22 protein-coding genes and 1 pseudogene are annotated in these 19987 nt (G+C 59.6%); 8 read left to right on the top strand and 15 right to left on the bottom strand.

The features are described 5' to 3' along the window. Positions 1 to 93 precede the first annotated feature (93 nt). The 6 genes from F475_RS02235 to F475_RS02210 form a co-directional block, all read right to left on the bottom strand. Positions 94 to 834: a hypothetical protein gene (locus tag F475_RS02235; protein WP_018927479.1), complete on the bottom strand. Its 741-nt coding sequence runs from the start codon at positions 832 to 834 to the stop codon at positions 94 to 96. Positions 835 to 903: 69 nt separating this feature from the next. Further along, positions 904 to 1284 (bottom strand): RidA family protein, encoded by a 381-nt coding sequence (locus tag F475_RS02230; RefSeq protein WP_003177257.1) that lies wholly within the window; start codon positions 1282 to 1284, stop codon positions 904 to 906. A gap of 24 nt (positions 1285 to 1308) precedes the next feature. Beyond that, complete coding sequence (gene spoT / locus F475_RS02225; protein ID WP_007934594.1) at positions 1309 to 3414, bottom strand: bifunctional GTP diphosphokinase/guanosine-3',5'-bis pyrophosphate 3'-pyrophosphohydrolase; 2106 nt, start codon at positions 3412 to 3414, stop codon at positions 1309 to 1311. 56 nt (positions 3415 to 3470) lie between these two features. After that, a complete protein-coding gene (rpoZ, locus tag F475_RS02220; RefSeq protein ID WP_003177259.1) occupies positions 3471 to 3734 on the bottom strand; it encodes a DNA-directed RNA polymerase subunit omega in 264 nt (87 codons plus the stop codon). Between the two features lie 167 nt (positions 3735 to 3901). Beyond that, positions 3902 to 4522 carry a guanylate kinase gene (gene gmk / locus F475_RS02215; RefSeq protein ID WP_018927481.1) on the bottom strand — a complete coding sequence of 207 codons (621 nt, stop codon included), beginning with the start codon at positions 4520 to 4522 and terminating at the stop codon, positions 3902 to 3904. Between the two features lie 12 nt (positions 4523 to 4534). Beyond that, positions 4535 to 5398, bottom strand: coding sequence for a YicC/YloC family endoribonuclease (locus F475_RS02210; protein ID WP_018927482.1), 864 nt, complete (start codon positions 5396 to 5398; stop codon positions 4535 to 4537). Between the two features lie 268 nt (positions 5399 to 5666). On the opposite strand from F475_RS02210, the gene rph reads away from it, so the two are divergent. Together rph and F475_RS02200 are read left to right on the top strand one after the other, a co-directional pair. Continuing rightward, entirely contained in the window at positions 5667 to 6389 is a 723-nt protein-coding gene (gene rph / locus F475_RS02205) for a ribonuclease PH (RefSeq protein WP_007934600.1), read from the top strand. Between the two features lie 30 nt (positions 6390 to 6419). Then, positions 6420 to 6788: a DUF4870 domain-containing protein gene (locus tag F475_RS02200; protein WP_018927483.1), complete on the top strand. Its 369-nt coding sequence runs from the start codon at positions 6420 to 6422 to the stop codon at positions 6786 to 6788. A gap of 91 nt (positions 6789 to 6879) precedes the next feature. Here the strand turns inward: F475_RS02200 and F475_RS02195 are convergent, their stop codons facing one another. Further along, positions 6880 to 7659: an exodeoxyribonuclease III gene (locus F475_RS02195; protein WP_007934608.1), complete on the bottom strand. Its 780-nt coding sequence runs from the start codon at positions 7657 to 7659 to the stop codon at positions 6880 to 6882. A gap of 82 nt (positions 7660 to 7741) precedes the next feature. Between F475_RS02195 and pyrE the strand changes: the two genes are divergently transcribed. Further along, positions 7742 to 8386, top strand: coding sequence for an orotate phosphoribosyltransferase (gene pyrE / locus F475_RS02190; protein ID WP_018927484.1), 645 nt, complete (start codon positions 7742 to 7744; stop codon positions 8384 to 8386). Positions 8387 to 8477: 91 nt separating this feature from the next. Here pyrE and F475_RS02185 read toward each other — a convergent pair whose 3' ends face one another. From F475_RS02185 to coaBC, 6 genes and pseudogenes are all read right to left on the bottom strand, one after another. Further along, positions 8478 to 8738, bottom strand: a complete 261-nt coding sequence (locus tag F475_RS02185; RefSeq protein WP_018927485.1) for a hypothetical protein — start codon at positions 8736 to 8738, stop codon at positions 8478 to 8480. Between the two features lie 196 nt (positions 8739 to 8934). Beyond that, positions 8935 to 9840 carry an acetylglutamate kinase gene (argB, locus tag F475_RS02180; RefSeq protein WP_018927486.1) on the bottom strand — a complete coding sequence of 302 codons (906 nt, stop codon included), beginning with the start codon at positions 9838 to 9840 and terminating at the stop codon, positions 8935 to 8937. A gap of 25 nt (positions 9841 to 9865) precedes the next feature. After that, positions 9866 to 11242, bottom strand: a pseudogene (locus F475_RS02175) (phosphomannomutase/phosphoglucomutase); the annotation flags it as partial. Between the two features lie 17 nt (positions 11243 to 11259). After that, positions 11260 to 11460: a hypothetical protein gene (locus tag F475_RS02170; protein ID WP_111453046.1), complete on the bottom strand. Its 201-nt coding sequence runs from the start codon at positions 11458 to 11460 to the stop codon at positions 11260 to 11262. Positions 11461 to 11525: 65 nt separating this feature from the next. Further along, entirely contained in the window at positions 11526 to 11981 is a 456-nt protein-coding gene (gene dut, locus F475_RS02165; RefSeq protein WP_018927488.1) for a dUTP diphosphatase, read from the bottom strand. Positions 11982 to 11986: 5 nt separating this feature from the next. Further along, complete coding sequence (gene coaBC, locus F475_RS02160; RefSeq protein WP_019650096.1) at positions 11987 to 13195, bottom strand: bifunctional phosphopantothenoylcysteine decarboxylase/phosphopantothenate--cysteine ligase CoaBC; 1209 nt, start codon at positions 13193 to 13195, stop codon at positions 11987 to 11989. Between the two features lie 135 nt (positions 13196 to 13330). On the opposite strand from coaBC, the gene radC reads away from it, so the two are divergent. Then, positions 13331 to 14005 (top strand): DNA repair protein RadC, encoded by a 675-nt coding sequence (gene radC, locus F475_RS02155; RefSeq protein WP_086944350.1) that lies wholly within the window; start codon positions 13331 to 13333, stop codon positions 14003 to 14005. A 64-nt stretch (positions 14006 to 14069) separates the two neighbouring features. On the opposite strand, the gene F475_RS02150 is transcribed toward radC, so the two are convergent. After that, positions 14070 to 15656 carry an ABC transporter substrate-binding protein gene (locus tag F475_RS02150; RefSeq protein ID WP_018927491.1) on the bottom strand — a complete coding sequence of 529 codons (1587 nt, stop codon included), beginning with the start codon at positions 15654 to 15656 and terminating at the stop codon, positions 14070 to 14072. A gap of 447 nt (positions 15657 to 16103) precedes the next feature. Between F475_RS02150 and rpmB the strand changes: the two genes are divergently transcribed. Beyond that, entirely contained in the window at positions 16104 to 16337 is a 234-nt protein-coding gene (gene rpmB / locus F475_RS02145) for a 50S ribosomal protein L28 (protein WP_018927492.1), read from the top strand. A gap of 11 nt (positions 16338 to 16348) precedes the next feature. Beyond that, positions 16349 to 16504, top strand: coding sequence for a 50S ribosomal protein L33 (gene rpmG, locus F475_RS02140; RefSeq protein WP_003177274.1), 156 nt, complete (start codon positions 16349 to 16351; stop codon positions 16502 to 16504). A gap of 84 nt (positions 16505 to 16588) precedes the next feature. Here the strand turns inward: rpmG and F475_RS02135 are convergent, their stop codons facing one another. Beyond that, positions 16589 to 16951 carry a cupin domain-containing protein gene (locus F475_RS02135; RefSeq protein WP_018927493.1) on the bottom strand — a complete coding sequence of 121 codons (363 nt, stop codon included), beginning with the start codon at positions 16949 to 16951 and terminating at the stop codon, positions 16589 to 16591. Positions 16952 to 17187: 236 nt separating this feature from the next. Between F475_RS02135 and F475_RS02130 the strand changes: the two genes are divergently transcribed. Both F475_RS02130 and F475_RS02125 read left to right on the top strand, forming a co-directional pair. Further along, positions 17188 to 18681, top strand: a complete 1494-nt coding sequence (locus F475_RS02130) for an aldehyde dehydrogenase (protein ID WP_086944351.1) — start codon at positions 17188 to 17190, stop codon at positions 18679 to 18681. A gap of 156 nt (positions 18682 to 18837) precedes the next feature. Then, positions 18838 to 19980, top strand: a complete 1143-nt coding sequence (locus F475_RS02125; RefSeq protein WP_111453045.1) for an MFS transporter — start codon at positions 18838 to 18840, stop codon at positions 19978 to 19980. The last annotated feature ends 7 nt before the right edge of the window (positions 19981 to 19987 follow it).

Here is a 19987-nt window from a genome sequence, read left to right as displayed (position 1 = left end):
GGGACATAACATTCAACATCATCGTTGATTGTTACACCGCTTTCGCGAGCAAGCCCGCTCCCACATGGGTTCTGCGTTGGCCTCAGGGTCGGCTTACTGCTTTTCGAGCAACCACTTGCGATCACCCGGTGTGAACGAAGGCATCTCGTCCGCCAGTGCAGTGTTCACCGTCTGGAAAATCTCCAGTTCTTTGCCCTTGCGCGCAAAGATCCAAGTATTGCCCTGGCCATTCAACTGCAGCCAGATGTTGTCGTTGCCGCCGCTCATCGACGCGCAATCGCCCGCCAGGCACAGGGCATAGCGATCTGCACCGGGCAGACCGGCGACCTGACCGTCTGCCTGGAACTGGACGGTGCTGCCTTCGCCCGGGCCGCTGAGGATTTTCCAGCTGCCGCCCATGTAAGCCGAATACAGCGCGCGCTCGAAACTAGCGCCAATAGGCGCTCCTTCCGGAACCTGGACCGATGCACGGTCGAAGACTTGCTCGGGCTCGTTGTCGTTGGCAGCCTGGTTCAGTCGCTTGCCATCACGCTTCAGCTCGCTGGCGGAGCTGCCATAAAAGTCGACATTCCAGGCGCCGGACTTTTCGCCCAGCAGCTTGCCTTCGACGTTTTCAAAACCATTGGTGTAGCGGGCCTGACCGGCTCTGGTGTTGACGTTCCATTCCAGATTCGGGCCATAGGCCTGGAGCGCTTCACGCAGGGGGCCGCCTTTGGATGCGGCATCGATCGCCACCTGGTTGATCCAGGTGCCGCTGATATCACGGTCGGCAGGGTTGCTGGCACATCCGCCCAAGAGTAGGGCGACCAGCGAGAGAGCTAGCGCGTGGCGCATGGTGGAATCCTTTCAGAACCCTTTGTACAAGATCAGTCGGCGCAGCCTCGCAAGGCTGCGCCAGACACATTACTCGATGACCAGAATGGCATCCATTTCAACCTGCGAACCCTTTGGCAGGGCTGCAACGCCGATGGCGGCGCGGGCTGGGTAAGGCTGGTCGAAGTACTTGCCCATGATCTCGTTGACCTTGGCGAAGTGGCTCAGGTCGGTGAGGAAAATGTTCAGTTTGACGATGTCTTTAAACGAACCACCGGCGGCTTCAGCCACGGCTTTGAGGTTCTCGAATACCTGGACGGTCTGGGCTTCGAAGCCTTCGACCAGTTCCATGGTTTTTGGGTCCAGAGGAATCTGACCCGACATGTACACGGTGTTGCCAGCCTTGATCGCCTGGGAGTAAGTACCGATGGCGGCCGGGGCCTTGTCGCTGTTGATAACGGTCTTGGTCATGTATGACTCCTTGTGAAGGGTGGGCTACGCGCGCATGCGGGTGATGCGGATGACCCCGGTCAGGGCGCGCAGTTTCTTGATCACGCGGGCCAGGTGCACGCGGTCGTGCACGCTGACCACCAGTTGGACCACGCTGATACGACCGTCGCGTTCGTCCATGCTGATTTTTTCGATATTGCCGTCGGCCGCGTTGACGCTGCTGGCCAGCAGGGCGATCAGGCCGCGCTGGTGTTCCAGTTCGACGCGCAGCTCGACGTTGAATTCGCCGGTGACATCCTTGGCCCACGAGAGCTGGATGCATTTTTCCGGGTTGTGGCGGATTTCGCTGATGTTGCGGCAGTTGTCCAGGTGCACCACCATCCCTTTGCCGGCGGACAGATGGCCAACGATCGGGTCGCCAGGGATCGGCGTGCAGCACTTGGCGTAACTGAGCACCAGGCCTTCGGTGCCGCGAATGGCCAGCGGACCTTCCGGGCTTGGCAGCTGTTCGCCTTCGCCGAGCAGGCGGCGGGCGACCACGTAAGCCATGCGATTGCCCAGGCCGATGTCTTCGAGCAGGTCTTCGATCAGTTCCAGGCGATATTCGTGGAGCATCAACTGCACACGCTCGGCCGGGACTTTTTCCAGCGAGCTGTCGAAACCGTTGAGCACCTTGTTCAGCAGGCGTTCGCCGAGGCTGATGGATTCGGAGCGGCGTTGCAGCTTAAGCGCATGGCGGATGTGGGTCCGCGCCTTGCCGGTGACCACGAAGTTGAGCCATGCCGGGTTCGGCCGTGCGCCGGGGGCGCTGACGATCTCGACCGTGGAGCCGCTTTGCAGCGGTTCGGACAGCGGCGCGAGACGACGGTTGATCCGGCAGGCAATGCAGCTGTTGCCCACGTCGGTGTGTACCGCGTAAGCGAAGTCGACCGCCGTGGAGCCTTTTGGAAGCTCCATGATCCGGCCCTTGGGCGTGAACACGTAGACCTCGTCCGGGAACAGGTCGATCTTCACGCTCTCGATGAATTCCAGCGAGTTGCCGGCCCGTTGCTGCATCTCCAGCACGCCTTTGACCCACTGGCGGGCGCGGGCATGAGTGCCTTTGGGCTGTTCGTCGCCGCTGGATTTGTACAGCCAATGGGCGGCGATGCCATTGTTGGCCATCTCTTCCATTTCACGGGTGCGGATCTGGATCTCGATCGGTACACCGTGCATGCCGAACAGCGTGGTGTGCAGCGACTGGTAGCCGTTGGCCTTGGGGATCGCGATGTAATCCTTGAAGCGCCCCGGCAACGGTTTGTACAAATTATGCACAGCACCCAGCACGCGGTAGCAGGTATCGACCTTGTCGACGATGATCCGGAACGCGTAGACGTCCATGATCTCGTTGAAGGCCCGACGCTTGCCGCGCATTTTCTTGTAGATGCCGTAGAGGTGTTTCTGACGACCGCTGACCTCGCCCTGGATGCCATCAATGGCCAGGCAGTGGCTGAGGGACTCTTCGATCTTGTTGACGATTTCCTTGCGGTTGCCCCGGGCGCGTTTGACCGCCTGGTTGATCCGCGCGGAACGCATCGGGTGCATGGCCTTGAAGCCGAGGTCTTCGAATTCTATGCGGATGGCGTGCATGCCCAGCCGGTTGGCGATGGGCGCATAGATTTCCAGGGTTTCCTTGGCGATCCGCCGGCGTTTTTCGCCGGACAGCACTTCCAGGGTACGCATGTTGTGCAGGCGGTCGGCCAGCTTGACCAGGATCACGCGAATGTCGCGCGCCATGGCCATGGCCATTTTCTGGAAGTTTTCGGCCTGGGCTTCGGCTTTGGTCTCGAAGTTCATCTGGGTCAGTTTGCTGACCCCGTCGACTAGTTCGGCCACGGTTTCGCCGAACTGCGCTTGCAGCGCTTCCTTGGCAATACCGGTGTCTTCGATCACGTCATGCAGCATTGCAGCCATCAAGCTTTGATGGTCCATGTGCATGTCGGCAAGAATATTCGCCACCGCAAGAGGATGCGTGACGTACGCCTCACCGCTGCGGCGGCGTTGACCGTCGTGGGCTTGTTCGGCGTAGAAGTACGCTCGGCGGACCAGGTTGACCTGGTCCTTGCCGAGGTAGGTCGATAAGCGATCGGCGAGGGCGTCTATGCTCGGCATGATAATTCCTGCCGTTTGCTATGACCCCGCGCCGTGCTACGTCGACCAGGCATGGCTTATACTGCCTCGTTGGACTCGTCCTCGAACGCTGCGAACAGCGGTTCGTCTTCGACGATTTCAGCGTTGGCGATGAACTCGTAGCTCATCAGGCCTTCAGCGATTTCACGCAGCGCTACAACTGTAGGCTTGTCGTTTTCCCACTGAACCAGGGGCTCTTTGCCACCAGTGGCCAGTTGACGGGCACGCTTGGTAGAGAGCATGACCAGCTCAAAGCGGTTTTCCACGTGTTCTAGGCAGTCTTCAACGGTTACGCGGGCCATGGTATTCCTCGGAGCGAATGCAATATGCGCGCTGCCCGGTTGGGCGAGCGGACTCAACAGTTTAAAAAATCACCAGCGATTAGGGAAGCGCTGATTTTTTGACCAGGCTCTTCAACGCGCTATAAGCACCAATGTAAAGCCCTTGCAGCGGTTTTGGGAAGAGCTGATTAGCCGAGCAATTCAGCTAATAATTTGCCATGACGCTGCTGCTGACGCTTCTGATGCAGCTGATTGGCGCGGAAAATCGCCTTCAGATCGTCCAGTGCGTGGGCGAAATTGTCGTTGATGATCAGGTAATCGTAGTCGACGTAATGGCTCATCTCGCTGACGGCTTCGCGCATCCGGCCTTCGATGATCTCGTCACTGTCCTGGCCGCGATTGGTCAGGCGTTGGTGCAGGGCCTCCAGGGACGGCGGCAGAATGAAGATCGAACGGGCCTGGGGCATCAACTTGCGCACTTGCTCTGCACCCTGCCAGTCAATTTCCAGAATCAGGTCGTGACCTTCATCCAGGGTCTGCTGCAGGTGGCTTTGCGAAGTGCCATAGAGATTGCCGAACACTTCGGCGCGCTCGAGGAAATCTCCGTGCTCGATCATCTTCACGAACTCGCTGCGTTCGACGAAGTGATAGTTCACGCCGTTCACTTCACCAGGGCGCATGGCGCGGGTGGTGTGGGAGACCGAGACGCGGATCTCCTGATCAGCGTCGGTCAGGGCTTTGACCAGGCTGCTCTTGCCCGCACCCGAAGGTGCGGAAATGATGTACAGGGTGCCGGTACTGTGGGTCATGTCAGGTTTGCCTTACTCAATATTCTGTACTTGTTCGCGCATCTGCTCGATCAACACCTTGAGGTTGACCGCCGCTTGGGTGCTGCGCGGGTCGAAGGCTTTGGAGCCCAGTGTGTTGGCTTCGCGGTTGAGCTCCTGCATCAGGAAATCCAGGCGTCGACCGGCAGCGCCGCCGGATTTGAGCACCCGGCGAACTTCGATGATGTGAGTGCTCAGGCGATCCAGTTCTTCGGCGACGTCGCTCTTTTGCGCGAGCATGACCATTTCCTGCTCCAGGCGCTGCGGGTCGAGGTCGGCCTTCATGTCAGTGAAGCGGTCGAGGACTTTCTGACGCTGCGTGGCGAGCATCTGCGGGACCAGCTCACGCAGGATCACCACATCTTCTTCAATGGACGTCAGGCGTTCGTTGATCAACCGCGCCAGCTCCGCGCCTTCGCGCTCGCGGCCGGCCTTGAGTTCTTTCAGGCCTTGGTTGAACAGCGCCATGGCTTCGGCATTCAGCGCTTGCGGGTCGGCGGCGTCGGCCACCAGCACGCCGGGCCAGGCCAGGACTTCCAGCGGGTTCAGCGCGGCAGGGTTCTTGATCAGGCTGGCGACGGTCTCGGCGGCAGCGACCAATTGCGCGGCGCGCTCGCGGTCCACTTGCAGCGGTTTGCCAGTGCTTTCTTCGGTGAAACGCAGGGTGCATTCGAGCTTGCCTCGGGAAATTCCCTGGCGCAGGGCTTCGCGGACGGCGCCCTCGAGGTCGCGGAAAGATTCCGGCAGGCGCAGATGGGGTTCCAGGTAGCGGCTGTTGACCGAGCGCAGCTCCCAGCTCAGGGTGCCCTGGACGCCGGCTTTCTCGACGCGGGCGAAGGCGGTCATGCTGTGCACCATGGAGGTACCTCGCAATGCAGGTCGGCGCGTAACCCATGGTTCGCGGACCCGCTATCTGTGAATTAAAGCCGACAGGCAGCAAAGGCGCAGGATTGTAGCGCAGTGGGGCGGATGCGCCCAATCACACGCTGTGACAATGGGCTGCAGGCCGTCGGCTACGCTCTATTCAGAGCCTTCAATCGTCGGGTGATTTTTTTAGAAGTGCCCACTCGCGGCCCACGGCTCTATAATGCTCGGCAGTTTTCCGTCCCCCGTACAGGTAATCCCTATGAAACGTCCAAGTGGTCGCGCTGCCGATCAGCTCCGCTCGATCCGCATTACCCGCAACTACACCAAACACGCCGAGGGATCTGTACTGGTCGAGTTCGGTGATACCAAGGTCATCTGCACCGTCAGCGTCGAGAACGGCGTGCCGCGTTTCCTCAAGGGGCAGGGCCAGGGCTGGTTGACCGCTGAATACGGCATGCTGCCGCGCGCCACTGGCGAGCGTAACCAGCGTGAGGCGAGCCGCGGCAAGCAAGGCGGCCGCACTCTGGAAATCCAGCGTCTGATCGGTCGTTCCCTGCGCGCTGCGCTGGACATGTCCAAGCTGGGCGACGTCACCTTGTACGTCGACTGCGACGTGATCCAGGCTGATGGCGGCACCCGCACCGCGTCCATCACCGGCGCCATGGTTGCACTGGTCGATGCCTTGAAAGTGATCAAGAAGCGCGGCGGCCTCAAAGGTGGCGACCCGCTCAAGCAAATGATCGCTGCCGTTTCGGTGGGCATGTATCAGGGCGAACCTGTGCTTGACCTCGACTACCTGGAAGACTCGGCTGCCGAGACTGACCTCAACGTGGTGATGACCAGCACTGGTGGTTTCATCGAAGTCCAGGGCACTGCCGAAGGCGCACCGTTCCAGCCGGAAGAGCTGAACGCGATGCTGGCACTGGCGAAGAAAGGCATGATCGAGATTTTCGAACTGCAGAAGGCTGCACTGGCTGACTGATTGTTTTGATGTCCGGCAAAGGAGAGCGCCATGAGTGATGAACAGCAGTTGCTTCCCACCCCGAGCTCCGAGGCTCGCCAGTGGGCGATGTTTTGTCACCTCTCGGCGTTTCTCGGTGTCTGGTTTCCGTTCGGTCACCTGATCGGGCCGCTGATACTCTGGCAGTGGAAGCGTGAAGCCGACCCGTTCATCGATGCCCAAGGCAAAGAAGCGCTGAACTTTCAGATTACCGTGGCCCTGGTCTCGGGCATCTGTTACGTGCTGATGCTGGTGTTGATCGGTTTTGCGCTGCTGCCGCTGGTCCTGATCGGGGCGATGGTGCTGTGCATCATTGCCGGGCTCAAGGCCAATGACGGGGTGCCTTACCGCTATCCCTTCACCTGGCGGTTGATCAAATAACAGGCAGCAAAAATCCCCACAAAAAGCAAAAGTCAGCACGCACAAAAAAGCCGACAGCAATGTCGGCTTTTTTGCATCTGCGAAAAGACGCTTAGATCGTCAGCGTCCAGTCGTAGTCCACGATCAACGGTGCGTGCTGCGAGAACCGTGGCTGACGTGGCAGGCGTGCGCTGCGTACGAAGCGGCGCAGGCCAGGGGTCAGCAACTGGTAGTCGAAACGCCAGCCCAGGTTGAGCATCTCGGCCTGTTCGTTGTCCGGCCACCAGCTGTACTGGTCGCCTTCGCGGCTGACTTCCCGCAGGGCGTCGACATAACCCATGTTGCCGACAATCTCGTCCATCCAGGCACGCTCAGGCGCCAGGAAGCCCGGGGATTGCTGGCTGTCGCGCCAGTTCTTGATATCCAGCTTCTGTTGCGCCACGTACAGCGAGCCACAATAAATGTACTCGCGACGTTTGCGTCGCTGTTTATCCAGATAACGGGCGAAGTCGTCCATTAGCTTGAACTTCTGGTTCAAGTCTTCATCGCCATTCTGCCCCGAAGGGAGCAGCAAGGTCGCGATGCTGACCTTGTCGAAATCGGCTTGCAGGTAGCGCCCGTAGCGGTCGGCCGTCTCGAAGCCGAGACCGCTGATGACAGCCTTCGGTTGCAACCGCGAGTACAAAGCCACGCCACCTTGGGCGGGAACTTCGGCTTCGCAGGCATAAAGGAAGTAGCCATCCAGTTGGAAGGCTGGATCGTCCAGTTCAAAGGCGGAGGCGCGGGTGTCCTGCAGGCAGATGACGTCGGCATTCTGTGCTTGCAGCCAACTGAGCAAACCACGCTCGACTGCAGCCTGAATACCATTGACGTTCACACTGATGATCCGCATAAGTGGCCCCAAAAATCGCGTGCGGGTATGATACACGGCGTCTACCTAATTAGCTAAATCCGTGGTATTTGGGGTTTTTTTCATGCAAGCGTATCAACGCGATTTCATTCGTTTTGCCATCGATCGCGGCGTTTTGCGCTTCGGTGAGTTCACCCTGAAGTCCGGGCGCACCAGTCCATACTTCTTCAATGCCGGCCTGTTCAACTCAGGGAAGGCCCTGGCACAGCTGGGCCGTTTCTATGCGGCAGCCATCGTCGAGAGCGGTATTTCCTTCGACGTACTGTTCGGCCCGGCCTACAAAGGCATCCCGTTGGCGGCAGCCACCGCCGTGGCACTGGCCGAACATCACGACCGTGACCTGCCATGGTGCTTCAATCGCAAGGAAGCCAAGGCCCACGGCGAAGGTGGCAGCCTGGTTGGCGCGCCATTGACTGGCGACGTGCTGATCATCGACGACGTGATCACCGCGGGCACCGCCATCCGCGAAGTGATGCAGATCATCGCTTCCCAGGACGGCGCCAAAGCTGCCGGTGTGCTGATCGCCCTGAACCGTCAGGAGCGTGGCAATGGTGAGTTGTCGGCCATCCAGGAAGTGGAACGTGACTTCGGCATTCCGGTGATCAGCATCGTTTCGCTGAACCAGGTGCTGGAGTTCCTGGCTGACGATCCGCAGCTCAAGCAACATTTGCCTGCGGTTGAAGCCTACCGCGCCCAGTTCGGCGTGTAATCACGCTCCCACAGGGATTGCAGACAGCAAAAGACCCCGCTCAGCATGTTGAGCGGGGTCTTTTGTTTATGTATGGCCCAGTCCCCCAGCATTATTTTTTGCTGGTGCTGCTGAATGTCTCGGCTTTTTTGATCCCGCTGGGTTCATTGGTTTTCTCCGGGTACGGATCAGCCACAGCATCGCCCTGGCCAGTCAGAATTCTCCAGCCATGACGGGTGTGTGCGGTCTTGCGGAGTTGCGGGCAGGGCGGCATCGATGTTTTGCCCTGATTCGAGTATTCGTGACCGCAATCGACACAGGCATAGGTGCCAGGTGAAACATCGCTGCCGTAAGGGACGTAGTCTTTTTGCATGGGTAGACCTCCTGTGGATTCAGAGAAGATCCTATGCAGATTGCTTCCTTCGTGAAGTCGGACGTTTCGCCCAATCAGGTCAGGCATTTCCGGCGCGCATAAAAAAGATCGCAGACTTCGTCAGCTCCTACAGGTTTTTCGTACATCCGAAATCCGTAGGTGCTGCCGAAGGCTGCGATCTTTTTAAGGTTTTGAATCAGGGACGCTTGCGATTGCTGATCAGCGTACCCACACCGGTGTCGGTGAAGATTTCCAGCAGAATTGCATTTGGCACCCGACCATCAATGATCAGCGAGCTGCCCACGCCACCCTGTACCGCTTCCAGCGCGCAACGGATCTTCGGCAGCATGCCGCCGTAGATGGTGCCGTCGGCGATCAGGTCGTCGACTTGCTGGGTGCTCAGGCCGGTCAGGACCTTGCCGCTCTTGTCCATCAGGCCGGCAATGTTGGTCAGCAGCATCAGCTTCTCAGCTTTCAGAGCCTCGGCCACTTTACCGGCCACCAGATCGGCGTTGATGTTGTACGACTCGCCGTTGGCACCGACGCCGATCGGCGCGATCACCGGAATGAAATCGCCTTTGACCAGCAGGTTCAGCAGGTCGGTGTTGATCCCGACCACTTCGCCGACGTGGCCGATGTCGATGATTTCCGGCTGGGTCATCTCAGGGGTCTGGCGGGTGACGGTGAGCTTCTTCGCGCGAATCAGCTCGGCGTCTTTACCGGTCAGGCCGATGGCGCTGCCGCCGTGACGGTTGATCAGGTTGACGATGTCCTTGTTGACCTGGCCGCCGAGGACCATTTCCACCACGTCCATGGTCGCGGCGTCGGTGACGCGCATGCCATCGACAAAGTGGCTCTCGATCGACAGTCGCTTGAGCAGGTCGCCGATTTGCGGGCCGCCGCCGTGAACCACCACCGGGTTGATGCCCACGGCTTTCATCAGCACGATGTCGCGGGCGAAGCCGGTTTTCAGCTCCTCGCTTTCCATCGCGTTGCCGCCGTATTTGATCACCAGCGTCTTGCCGACATAGCGGCGAATGTAAGGCAGCGCTTCGGACAGGACCTTGGCGGTGTTGGCGGCGGCTTCGCGTTCGAGGGTCATTCAGGGCTCCGGGTGCTTCAATAGATCAAAACGGTAGTTGGAGATCAGGTGCAACGCGCTTCAGCTGGACGTGGAATACATCCTTGATGCGCTGCAATTCAGCCTCGTCATCGGCCTCGAAGCGCAGCACCAGCACCGGTGTGGTGTTGGAGGCGCGAACCAGGCCCCAGCCTTTGGCATAGTCGACTCGCACGCCGTCAATGGTGGTCAGGTCGGCGCCTTCACCCCACTGTGCGTCGTGCAGTGCATCAATGATGCTGAATTTGCTCTCTTCGGTCACATGGATATTGATTTCCGGCGTAGAAATATCGTTCGGGAAGGTCGCGAACAACTCTTCCGCGGTGGATTTCTCTTTGCTGAGGATCTCCAGCAGCCGCGCGGCGCTGTAAATGCCGTCGTCGAAACCGAACCAGCGCTCCTTGAAGAAGATGTGCCCGCTCATTTCGCCGGCCAACAGGGCGCCGGATTGTTTCATTTTCTTTTTGATCAGCGAGTGACCTGTTTTCCACATCAGTGGGCGACCGCCATATTCTTTGATCAGCGGGATCAGGCGGCGGGTGCATTTGACGTCGAAGATGATTTCCGCGTCGGGGTTGCGTGCTACCACATCCTTGGCGAACAGCATCAGCAGGCGGTCCGGGAACACGACGCTGCCGGTGTTGGTGACCACGCCCACGCGGTCGCCATCACCGTCGAAGGCCAGGCCCAGGTCGGCGTTGGTTTCCTTGACCTTGGCGATCAGGTCTACCAGGTTTTCCAGCTTGCCCGGGTCCGGGTGATGGTTCGGGAAGTTGCCATCGACATCGCAGAACAGCGGGATGACTTCGCAGTTCAGGGCTTCGATCAGTTGCGGGGCAATCACGCCGGCCGCGCCGTTGCCGCAATCGACCACCACTTTCAGGCGGCGGGCGAGTTTGATGTCCTGGACGATTTCGGTGTTGTAGCGGTCGAGGATCTCGACCTTGGTGATGCTGCCCTTGCCGCTGCTCAGGTTGTTGGTCTTGAGGCGGTCGTGCAGGGCCTGGATCTGTTCGTTGGCCAGGGTATCGCCAGCTATGACGATCTTGAAGCCGTTGTAGTTCGACGGGTTGTGGCTGCCGGTGAGCATCACCCCGGATTTGCCGGCCAGTACGTTGGCGGCGTAGTACAGCGCAGGCGTTGGCACCAGGCCGACGTCGCTGACGTGGCAACCGCTGTCGGCCAGGCCCTGAATCAGTTGTTCCACCAGTTCCGGGCCGGACAGGCGACCGTCGCGGCCGACGGACACATTGGGTTCGCCCTGGGCCAGGCTCTGGGAGCCGATGGCGCGACCGAGCCAATAAGCGGTTTCAGCGTTCAAGAATTCCGGGACGGTGCCGCGAATGTCGTAGGCGCGGAAGATGCTGTCGGGGAACTTGGGTGCGACTTGGGCTGGGGTGCTCATCTGTAGGAATGCTCCATCTCGAAAGTGGCTGGACCTGCCGGCGAAGAACTCGTCGGCAGGCTCAAACTGAAGGGTATGACGGTGTTTTCCACCGAGAGTTCGTGGTGTGAAAAGGCCATGCCATCAACATCGGCGAGCAATTGGCCGGCCAATGCCTTGATTTCCAGTGGTAAACCTTCCAGATGACGTCTGTGCAATTTTCATCCTTAAAATGCAGAGGGCAGGTCAGGCCGGGCAGTGCTCCCAGCCTGAATGCCGATGATCAGTGGCTGCCGGAGTGGCCGAACCCGCCGGTGCCGCGCTGGGTTTCGACAAACTCTTCGACCATTTCGAAGTGCGCTTGAACCACTGGTACCAGAACAAGTTGTGCGAGGCGTTCGCCAACGACCATGTTGAAATCGGTCTGGCCACGGTTCCAGCACGAGACCATCAGCGGGCCCTGGTAATCGGAGTCGATCAGGCCGACCAGGTTGCCCAGCACGATGCCGTGCTTATGGCCCAGGCCGGAGCGCGGCAGAATCAAGGCCGCCAGGCCCGGATCGCCGATATATACCGACAGGCCGGTAGGGATCAGCAGGGTCTCGCCCGGCTTGATGACAGTGTCTTTTTCCAGCATGGCGCGCAGGTCGAGGCCGGCGGAGCCTGGCGTGGCGTACTGCGGCAGCGGAAATTCGCTGCCGATGCGTGGGTCGAGGATCTTGGCTTGCAAAGCGTGCATGTAAATTAAACCTGGTTCAGACGTTCGGCGATAAAAGTGATCAGCTGGCGGGCAATCTTGCCTTTGCTGGTCTGGGCAAAAATAGTGGCGTGCAGCTCCCGGTCGATCACGCTGCAGGCGTTTTCTTCGCTGTTGAAGCCAATACTCGGGTTGGCGACGTCGTTGGCGACAATCAGATCGAGGTTCTTGTCTTTCAACTTGCGGGCAGCGTAGTCGAGCAGGTGTTCGGTTTCGGCGGCAAAGCCGACACTGAACGGACGGTCGGGACGGGTGGCGATGGTGGCCAGAATGTCTGGGTTGCGCACCATCTGTAGCAACAAGCCGTCGCCGCTTGTAGGGTCTTTCTTGAGTTTCTGTGGGGCCACGACTTCCGGGCGGTAGTCCGCGACCGCCGCCGAGGCGATAAACAGGTCGCAAGGAATCGCGGCTTCACAAGCGGCGAGCATGTCCCGGGCGCTGACCACGTCGATGCGGGTGACGCGATCCGGGGTCGGCAGGTGCACGGGACCTGTGATCAGGGTCACGCGGGCGCCGGCTTCTACCGCGGCTTCGGCCAGGGCAAAGCCCATTTTGCCGGAGCTGTGGTTGGTGATGTAGCGCACCGGGTCGATGTTTTCCTGGGTCGGGCCGGCGGTGATCAGCACGTGTTTGCCGGTCAGCGCCTGGCGCTGGAAGCAGTCTGCCGCGCACTGGGCGAGGTCGGTGGCTTCGAGCATGCGGCCCATGCCGACGTCGCCGCAGGCCTGGCTGCCGGAGGCCGGGCCGAAGACTTTGAAGTCGCGGCTTTCGAGGGTTTGCAGGTTGGCCTGGGTCGCCGGGTCGCGCCACATGGCCTGATTCATCGCCGGCGCCACGGCGACTACCGCGTCGGTGGCCAGCACCAGCGTGGTCAGCAGGTCGTCGGCAATGCCTTGGGCCAGGCGAGCGATCAGGTCCGCAGTGGCAGGGGCGATCAATACCAGGTCGGCCCATTTGGCCAGTTCGATGTGGCCCATGGCGGCTTCGGCCGCCGGGTCCAGCAGGTCCAGGTGGACCGGGTGCCCGGACAGGGCCTGCATGGTCAGCGGGGTAATGAATTCGCTGCCGCCACGGGTCATGACCACGCGCACTTCGGCGCCCTGGTCGATCAGGCGGCGAACCAGCTCGGCGCTCTTGTAGGCAGCAATGCCGCCGCCGACGCCCAGAACGATGCGTTTCCGATACAGCCGCTGCATAGGTCTGCCTTTCATTTCGTTGATGACTGCATGGCGATACCCCCTCCCCAGGGGTGAAATCGCCCGCAAAAAAGATGGGCTACGATATCACAGCGACCGCTACGGAACAGCGGCGCCCACTTACATGGAGGTGTTATGAGCATTCGCGATTGGCCAGCGGCGGAGCGACCGCGGGAGAGGTTACTTGAGTTGGGTTCGGCGAGTCTTTCGGACGCCGAGTTGCTAGCGATTTTTTTACGTACCGGTGTATCGGGTAAAAGTGCAGTAGATCTGGCACGACATCTGCTGAGTCAGTTTGGCAGCCTGCGTTCACTGCTCGAAGCCGATCAAACTGCGTTCAGCAGGCAATTGGGGCTCGGGCCGGCGAAATTCGCTCAGTTGCAAGCGGCACAGGAAATGGGCAGGCGGCATTTAGCCGAACGTGCGCGCCAGAAATCGGCACTGGAAAATCCGCAGGCGGTTCGTGATTACCTGAAGTCGATGCTGCGCCATGAGCCTCACGAGGTATTCGGCTGTCTGTTTCTGGATTCAAAACATCAAGTGCTGACCTTTGAAGTGCTGTTTCGCGGCTCCATCGACAGTACCAGTGTCTATCCAAGACAAGTGGTTAAACGCGCTTTGGCCCACAACGCCGCAGCGTTGATCCTCTGCCACAACCATCCGTCGGGTAACTCCAATCCCAGTCAAGCCGACCGGATGCTGACCAAGCGCCTGCAAGAAGCGCTGGACCTGATCGATGTGCGGGTGCTCGACCATTTCATCGTCGGTGATGGCGATCCGTTGTCCATGGCCGAGTACGGGTGGATGTGAAGAGGAAAGGCTAGATGAGTCACTGTGAGCGAGCCTGCTCCCACGGCTTTTGTGGTGACGCTGATTACTTGAAGTTGACCTTGGAGTAATCCTGCCGGCCAAACGGGCTGACCCGATAACCCTCGACGTCTTTGCGCGTCAGGGCGAAGGCCGTGGGGTGGGCCAGTGGCAGCCACAATGCCTGTTGCTGTATTTGCGCCTGGGCCTGTTCGTAGAGCTTGGTGCGTACACCTTGCTCGCCAGTGGTCTTGCCGGCGCTGATCAGCTTGTCCAGATCCTGGTTGCAGTAACGGGCGAAGTTGGTGCCGGCTTTGATCGCCGCACAGGAAAACTGCGGCGTGAGGAAGTTGTCCGGGTCACCGTTGTCGCCGGCCCAGCCCATGAACAGCAGGTCATGCTCGCCGGCCTTGGCGCGGCGAATCAGTTCGCCCCATTCGATCACGCGGATCTCTGCTTGAATGCCGATTTCCGCCAGGTCGGACTGAAGCAATTGCGCACCGAGGCTCGGGTTGGGGTTCAGCAGGCTGCCGGAAGGACGGGTCCAGATGGTGGTCTGGAAACCGTTCTTGAGTCCGGCCTTGGCCATCAATGCCCGGGCTTTCTCGACATCATGCGGGTAGCCCGGCAAGTTTTTGGCATAGCTCCAGGTGTTGGGCGGATAGGGCCCATTGGCAGGTTCGGCGGTGTCTTCGAATACGGCCTTGAGGTAGTTGGCCTTGTCGAACGCCAGGTTGATTGCCTGGCGCACTTCCGGCTTGTCCAGCGGCGGATGTTGGCTATTGATGCCGACGAATGCGGTCATGAAGGCGTCAGTCTTTTCCACCTTCAGGGTCGGCTCCTGCTTCGCAGCCTGCACGTCCAGCGGTTTCGGCGACAGGGCGATCTGACACTCGTTGCGGCGCAATTTCTGCAAGCGCACGTTGGCGTCCGGGGTGATCGCGAAGATCAGCGGGTCCACCGATGGCTTGCCCTGGAAGTAGTCGCGGTTGGCCTTATAGCGAATCGAGGCATCTTTCTGGAAACGCGTGAAGATGAACGGGCCGCTGCCGATCGGCTGGCTGTTGAGCTTCTCCGGAGTACCGGCCTTCATCAGTTGCTCGGCGTACTCGGCCGAATAGATCGAGGCGAAGCCCATGGTCAGGGTCGGCAGGAACGTCGAGTCCGGGTGATCGAGGGTGAAACGGATGGTGAGTGGGTCCAGGGCGTCGATCTTCTTGATCAGTGTCGGTAACTGCATCGACTGAGCGTGCGGGAAGCCGCTCTGGGCGATTTTGTGCCACGGGTTTGCCGGATCGAGCATGCGGTCGAAACTGAATTTCACGTCTTCGGCGGTCAGGTCGCGCGTCGGGCTGAAATACTCGGTGCGGTGAAATTTCACCTGCGGATGCAACTTGAAGACGTAGGTCAGGCCGTCGGGTGTGACGTCCCAGCTGTCCGCGAGGCTGGCGACCACTTTGCCGCTGGCCGTGTCGAAGTCCACCAGGCGGTTCATCAGCACGTCGGCCGAGGCGTTGGTGGTGGTCAACGAGTTGTATTGCACCACGTCGAACCCTTCCGGACTGGCCTCGGTGCAGACGCTCAGGGCGGCGGCATGGGCCAGGGGGCTCAGCAGAAGCGGGGCGAGCAACAGTGGTAGGGCAGCGAGGCGCATGGTCGGATTCCTTTACAGATCGAAGGCCCATCTGCAAGTGCAGTCTGGAAAAGGCTTACCCTAGTGGGCTCTTTTGCAAATGACTATCCCCTTTTTCATTTTCAGGGGAGTATGGGCGATTGTTTTCGGTGAGTGACGGTTGAGAAAAACCCTGAATTGTCCCGTTGGCCGATTCTCTGCGACGAGCGGTCGCTATCGGGCTTAGCCTTTGCCCAAGGCGCTCGGCGCCCGAAAAAACGGGTTTTTATCAACTCAATTCACACCGGTTGTTGTTGCTCTCTGGTCTTTCTGGTATAAAGCAGCGCTCTTTTCTAGGGGCCCGGTTCCTTCGTTTGTAGGTGTAGCCGGTAAGACCCTTAAAGAAACGCGGCGCCTGGCGCCAAATGACTGAGAGATTAAGCGGCCAACCCATGCCGGGTTGGGCATGTGGTTTTAGAGGGCTGAGGCATGTCGAGAGTCTGTCAAGTTACCGGTAAGGGTCCGGTGACTGGGAATAACATTTCCCACGCAAACAACAAAACCCGTCGTCGTTTCCTGCCGAACCTGCAGCATCACCGCTTCTGGGTTGAGTCCGAGAAACGTTTTGTGCGTCTGCGCGTATCTGCCAAAGGCATGCGTATCATCGACAAGCGTGGCATTGATGTCGTGCTGGCCGAAATCCGTCGCGATGGCAAGATCTAAGGGAGCTAATCATGCGTGAATTGATTCGTTTGATTTCGAGCGCCGGTACTGGTCACTTCTACACTACCGACAAGAACAAGCGCACTACTCCGGACAAAATCGAGATCAAGAAATATGATCCGGTTGTTCGTAAGCACGTGATCTACAAAGAAGGCAAAATCAAGTAATTGATTTTTCCTCCTTACGAAAAAGGCCCGTATCGCGAGATACGGGCCTTTTTTGTTGCCTGTCGGTTCAAGCGGCACAAACCCTCAAGCCTTCTGTTCAAACACCACATAAATCTTGCGGCACGGCTCCAGCACTTCCCAGGTGCCTTTGAAACCGGCCGGAATCACGAAGCGATCGCCCACGCGCAGGGTCTTGGCGCCGCCGTTGTCATCGCGCAGCACTGACACCCCCTGAACGATTTCGCAGTATTCGTGTTCGGTGTAGTTCACCCGCCACTGACCGACTTCGCCTTCCCAGACACCTGCACTCATCTGGCCGCACGGGCTGTTGTAGTGGTTGTACACCGTTTGTTCGGGGTCGCCCTTGAGGACTTTGGCCGGGTCTGGCCGATAGCGATCGGGCTGGGTGGTGGCCTGACTGAAATCGACGATATCCTGAATGCTCATGTTGGTATTCCCACGTGATTGCGGCGCGACTGACTGGAAAGTTGAAAGTCTATGTTTATTAAAATGAACATCGCAAGGCCATTTAACGGTCCTTTGTCAAATATATTGAAACTTCACCCGTCGCTGGTTTAGGGTAACGGTTGCCTTGAGCCGAAAAGCAGGCTGGCCGGGCAGAATTCCTGACAGCACCCGCGAAGAGCGCGGGCGCTCGTATTCAATAAGAGGAGGACACTCGTATGACCACCCTGACTCGTGCCGACTGGGAACAACGGGCTCGCGATCTGAAGATCGAAGGCCGTGCCTACATCAATGGCGAATACACCGATGCAGTCTCCGGTGAAACGTTCGAGTGCATCAGCCCTGTCGATGGCCGTCTGCTGGGCAAGATTGCCAGCTGTGACGCCGCCGACGCCCAGCGCGCCGTGGAAAACGCTCGCGCCACGTTCAATTCCGGCGCCTGGTCGCGCCTGGCGCCGACCAAGCGCAAAGCCACCATGATTCGTTTTGCCGGCTTGCTGAAACAGCACGCCGAAGAGCTGGCCCTGCTCGAAACCCTGGACATGGGCAAGCCGATCAGCGATTCCCTGTACATCGACGTTCCTGGCGCGGCGCAAGCCCTGAGCTGGAGTGGTGAGGCCATCGACAAGCTCTACGACGAAGTCGCCGCCACCCCGCACGATCAGCTGGGGCTGGTGACTCGCGAGCCGGTCGGTGTGGTCGGTGCGATCGTGCCGTGGAACTTCCCGTTGATGATGGCCTGCTGGAAACTCGGCCCGGCGCTGTCCACCGGTAACTCAGTGATCCTCAAGCCTTCGGAAAAATCGCCGCTGACGGCTATTCGTATTGCAGCGCTGGCAGTTGAAGCCGGCATCCCGAAAGGTGTGCTGAACGTGCTGCCGGGTTACGGTCATACCGTCGGCAAGGCCCTGGCCTTGCACAATGATGTCGACACCTTGGTGTTCACCGGTTCGACCAAGATCGCCAAGCAACTGCTGATCTACTCCGGCGAATCGAACATGAAGCGTGTCTGGCTCGAAGCCGGTGGCAAGAGCCCGAACATCGTGTTCGCCGATGCGCCGGACCTGCAAGCCGCCGCCGAATCGGCTGCCAGCGCTATTGCCTTCAACCAGGGCGAAGTCTGCACCGCCGGTTCGCGCCTGCTGGTCGAACGTTCGATCAAAGACAAATTCCTGCCATTGGTGATCGAAGCCCTCAAGGCCTGGAAGCCGGGCAATCCGCTGGATCCGGCGACCAACGTCGGTGCGCTGGTGGATACCCAGCAGATGAACACCGTGCTGTCCTACATCGAATCCGGTCACACCGATGGCGCCAAACTGGTGGCTGGCGGCAAGCGTATTCTTCAGGAAACCGGGGGCACCTACGTCGAGCCGACGATTTTCGACGGTGTCAGCAACGCGATGAAAATTGCCCAGGAAGAAATCTTTGGCCCGGTGTTGTCGGTGATCACTTTCGATACCGCCGAAGAAGCCGTTGCGATTGCCAACGACACGCCGTACGGCCTCGCGGCTGCGGTATGGACCACGGATATCTCGAAGGCTCACCTCACCGCCAAGGCATTGCGTGCGGGTAGCGTTTGGGTCAACCAGTACGATGGCGGCGACATGACCGCGCCGTTCGGTGGCTTCAAACAGTCCGGCAACGGTCGCGACAAGTCGCTGCACGCGTTCGACAAGTACACCGAGCTGAAGGCGACCTGGATCAAGTTGTAAACAAGTGAGGGCGCCCGGCGGTAAATCGGGCTCCTGAACGACGCAGATCCCTTGTGGGAGCGAGCTTTTGTGGCGAAGGGGCTTGCTCCTTCGCCACAAAAGCTCGCTCCCACACTGTTTTGTGCTGTACATAAAATATCCACAGGAGCGTGGAACATGCGTTGGGCGACTTATTTCGCCGTCTTGGCGTCTGTCTTGAGTGTCGGCCTGGCCCTGGGTGTCAGCATGCCGTTAGTGTCGCTGCGCCTGGAAGGCTGGGGTTACGGCTCCTTCGCGATTGGCGTGATGGCGGCGATGCCGGCCATTGGCGTGCTGCTGGGGGCGAAGATCTCCAGCCATCTCGCGGCCCGTCTTGGCACGGCCAATCTGATGCGCCTGTGCCTGTGGGCCGGGGCGGTGTCCATCGGCTTGCTAGCGCTATGGCCGAGCTACCCGATCTGGCTGGTGCTGCGGTTGATGATCGGGGTGATCCTGACACTCGTCTTCATCCTTGGTGAAAGCTGGATCAACCAACTGGTGGTCGAGCAATGGCGCGGCCGATTGGTAGCGCTGTATGGCAGCAGTTATGCGCTGAGTCAGCTGGCCGGGCCGCTACTGTTGGGGGCGTTGGGCACCGAGCACGATTACGGTTTCTGGGTGGGCGTCGGTTTGCTGATGACGTCACCGTTCCTGCTGCTGGGCCGTAGCGGAGCGCCCACCAGTGAGGCCTGCAGCGTGACCCTCAACGATTTGCTGAACTTCTGCCGCGGCCTGCCGGCAATTGCGTGGGCGGTGTCGCTGTTTGCTGCGTTCGAAGCGATGATCCTGACCTTGTTGCCGGTCTACTGCCTGCGTCAGGGCTTCACCACGGAAATCGCCCTGGCGATGGTCAGTACGGTGGTGGTGGGGGATGCCTTGCTGCAATTGCCGATTGGTGCGCTGGCTGATCGCTTGTCGCGGCGTACATTGTTTACCGGCTGCGCAATGCTCTTGCTGCTGTCGAGCCTGGCGATTCCATTGCTGATCGATACGTTGCTGATCTGGCCGCTGTGGGTGTTGTTTGGCGCCAGCGCCGGCGGTCTGTTCACCTTGTCGCTGATCCTGATCGGTGAGCGTTACCGCGACGATGCGCTGGTGCGGGCCAATGCCCATATCGCGCAGCTGTGGGGGATCGGTTGCCTGATCGGGCCGTTGGCGGCCGGTGCCGGGAGCCAGTGGGTCAGCGGGCACGCCTTGCCGTTGCTGATGGCGGCGGGCGCGTTGGGGTTGGTGATTCTGGTATCGCGGCAGGGGGCGTTTGGGGCGGTGCAGCCGGCATAGCTCCAGG

The sequence above is a fragment of the Pseudomonas sp. URMO17WK12:I6 genome, assembly GCF_003253625.1.
Lineage (GTDB): Bacteria > Pseudomonadota > Gammaproteobacteria > Pseudomonadales > Pseudomonadaceae > Aquipseudomonas.
This window is presented reverse-complemented; position numbering and strand designations above follow the sequence as displayed.

Coding starts and splice junctions, on each gene's coding strand:
- rph (WP_007934600.1), top strand. CDS start 5,667: ATGAAACGTCCAAGTGGTCGCGCTGCCGATCAGCTCCGCTCGATCCGC.
- F475_RS02210 (WP_018927482.1), bottom strand. CDS start 5,398: ATGGTGCACAGCATGACCGCCTTCGCCCGCGTCGAGAAAGCCGGCGTC.
- F475_RS02150 (WP_018927491.1), bottom strand. CDS start 15,656: ATGCGCCTCGCTGCCCTACCACTGTTGCTCGCCCCGCTTCTGCTGAGC.
- gmk (WP_018927481.1), bottom strand. CDS start 4,522: ATGACCCACAGTACCGGCACCCTGTACATCATTTCCGCACCTTCGGGT.
- radC (WP_086944350.1), top strand. CDS start 13,331: ATGAGCATTCGCGATTGGCCAGCGGCGGAGCGACCGCGGGAGAGGTTA.
- F475_RS02230 (WP_003177257.1), bottom strand. CDS start 1,284: ATGACCAAGACCGTTATCAACAGCGACAAGGCCCCGGCCGCCATCGGT.
- rpmG (WP_003177274.1), top strand. CDS start 16,349: ATGCGTGAATTGATTCGTTTGATTTCGAGCGCCGGTACTGGTCACTTC.
- F475_RS02235 (WP_018927479.1), bottom strand. CDS start 834: ATGCGCCACGCGCTAGCTCTCTCGCTGGTCGCCCTACTCTTGGGCGGA.
- F475_RS02130 (WP_086944351.1), top strand. CDS start 17,188: ATGACCACCCTGACTCGTGCCGACTGGGAACAACGGGCTCGCGATCTG.
- dut (WP_018927488.1), bottom strand. CDS start 11,981: ATGCACGCTTTGCAAGCCAAGATCCTCGACCCACGCATCGGCAGCGAA.
- rpmB (WP_018927492.1), top strand. CDS start 16,104: ATGTCGAGAGTCTGTCAAGTTACCGGTAAGGGTCCGGTGACTGGGAAT.
- F475_RS02185 (WP_018927485.1), bottom strand. CDS start 8,738: ATGCAAAAAGACTACGTCCCTTACGGCAGCGATGTTTCACCTGGCACC.
- spoT (WP_007934594.1), bottom strand. CDS start 3,414: ATGCCGAGCATAGACGCCCTCGCCGATCGCTTATCGACCTACCTCGGC.
- F475_RS02135 (WP_018927493.1), bottom strand. CDS start 16,951: ATGAGCATTCAGGATATCGTCGATTTCAGTCAGGCCACCACCCAGCCC.
- pyrE (WP_018927484.1), top strand. CDS start 7,742: ATGCAAGCGTATCAACGCGATTTCATTCGTTTTGCCATCGATCGCGGC.
- coaBC (WP_019650096.1), bottom strand. CDS start 13,195: ATGCAGCGGCTGTATCGGAAACGCATCGTTCTGGGCGTCGGCGGCGGC.
- F475_RS02195 (WP_007934608.1), bottom strand. CDS start 7,659: ATGCGGATCATCAGTGTGAACGTCAATGGTATTCAGGCTGCAGTCGAG.
- F475_RS02200 (WP_018927483.1), top strand. CDS start 6,420: ATGAGTGATGAACAGCAGTTGCTTCCCACCCCGAGCTCCGAGGCTCGC.
- rpoZ (WP_003177259.1), bottom strand. CDS start 3,734: ATGGCCCGCGTAACCGTTGAAGACTGCCTAGAACACGTGGAAAACCGC.
- F475_RS02125 (WP_111453045.1), top strand. CDS start 18,838: ATGCGTTGGGCGACTTATTTCGCCGTCTTGGCGTCTGTCTTGAGTGTC.
- argB (WP_018927486.1), bottom strand. CDS start 9,840: ATGACCCTCGAACGCGAAGCCGCCGCCAACACCGCCAAGGTCCTGTCC.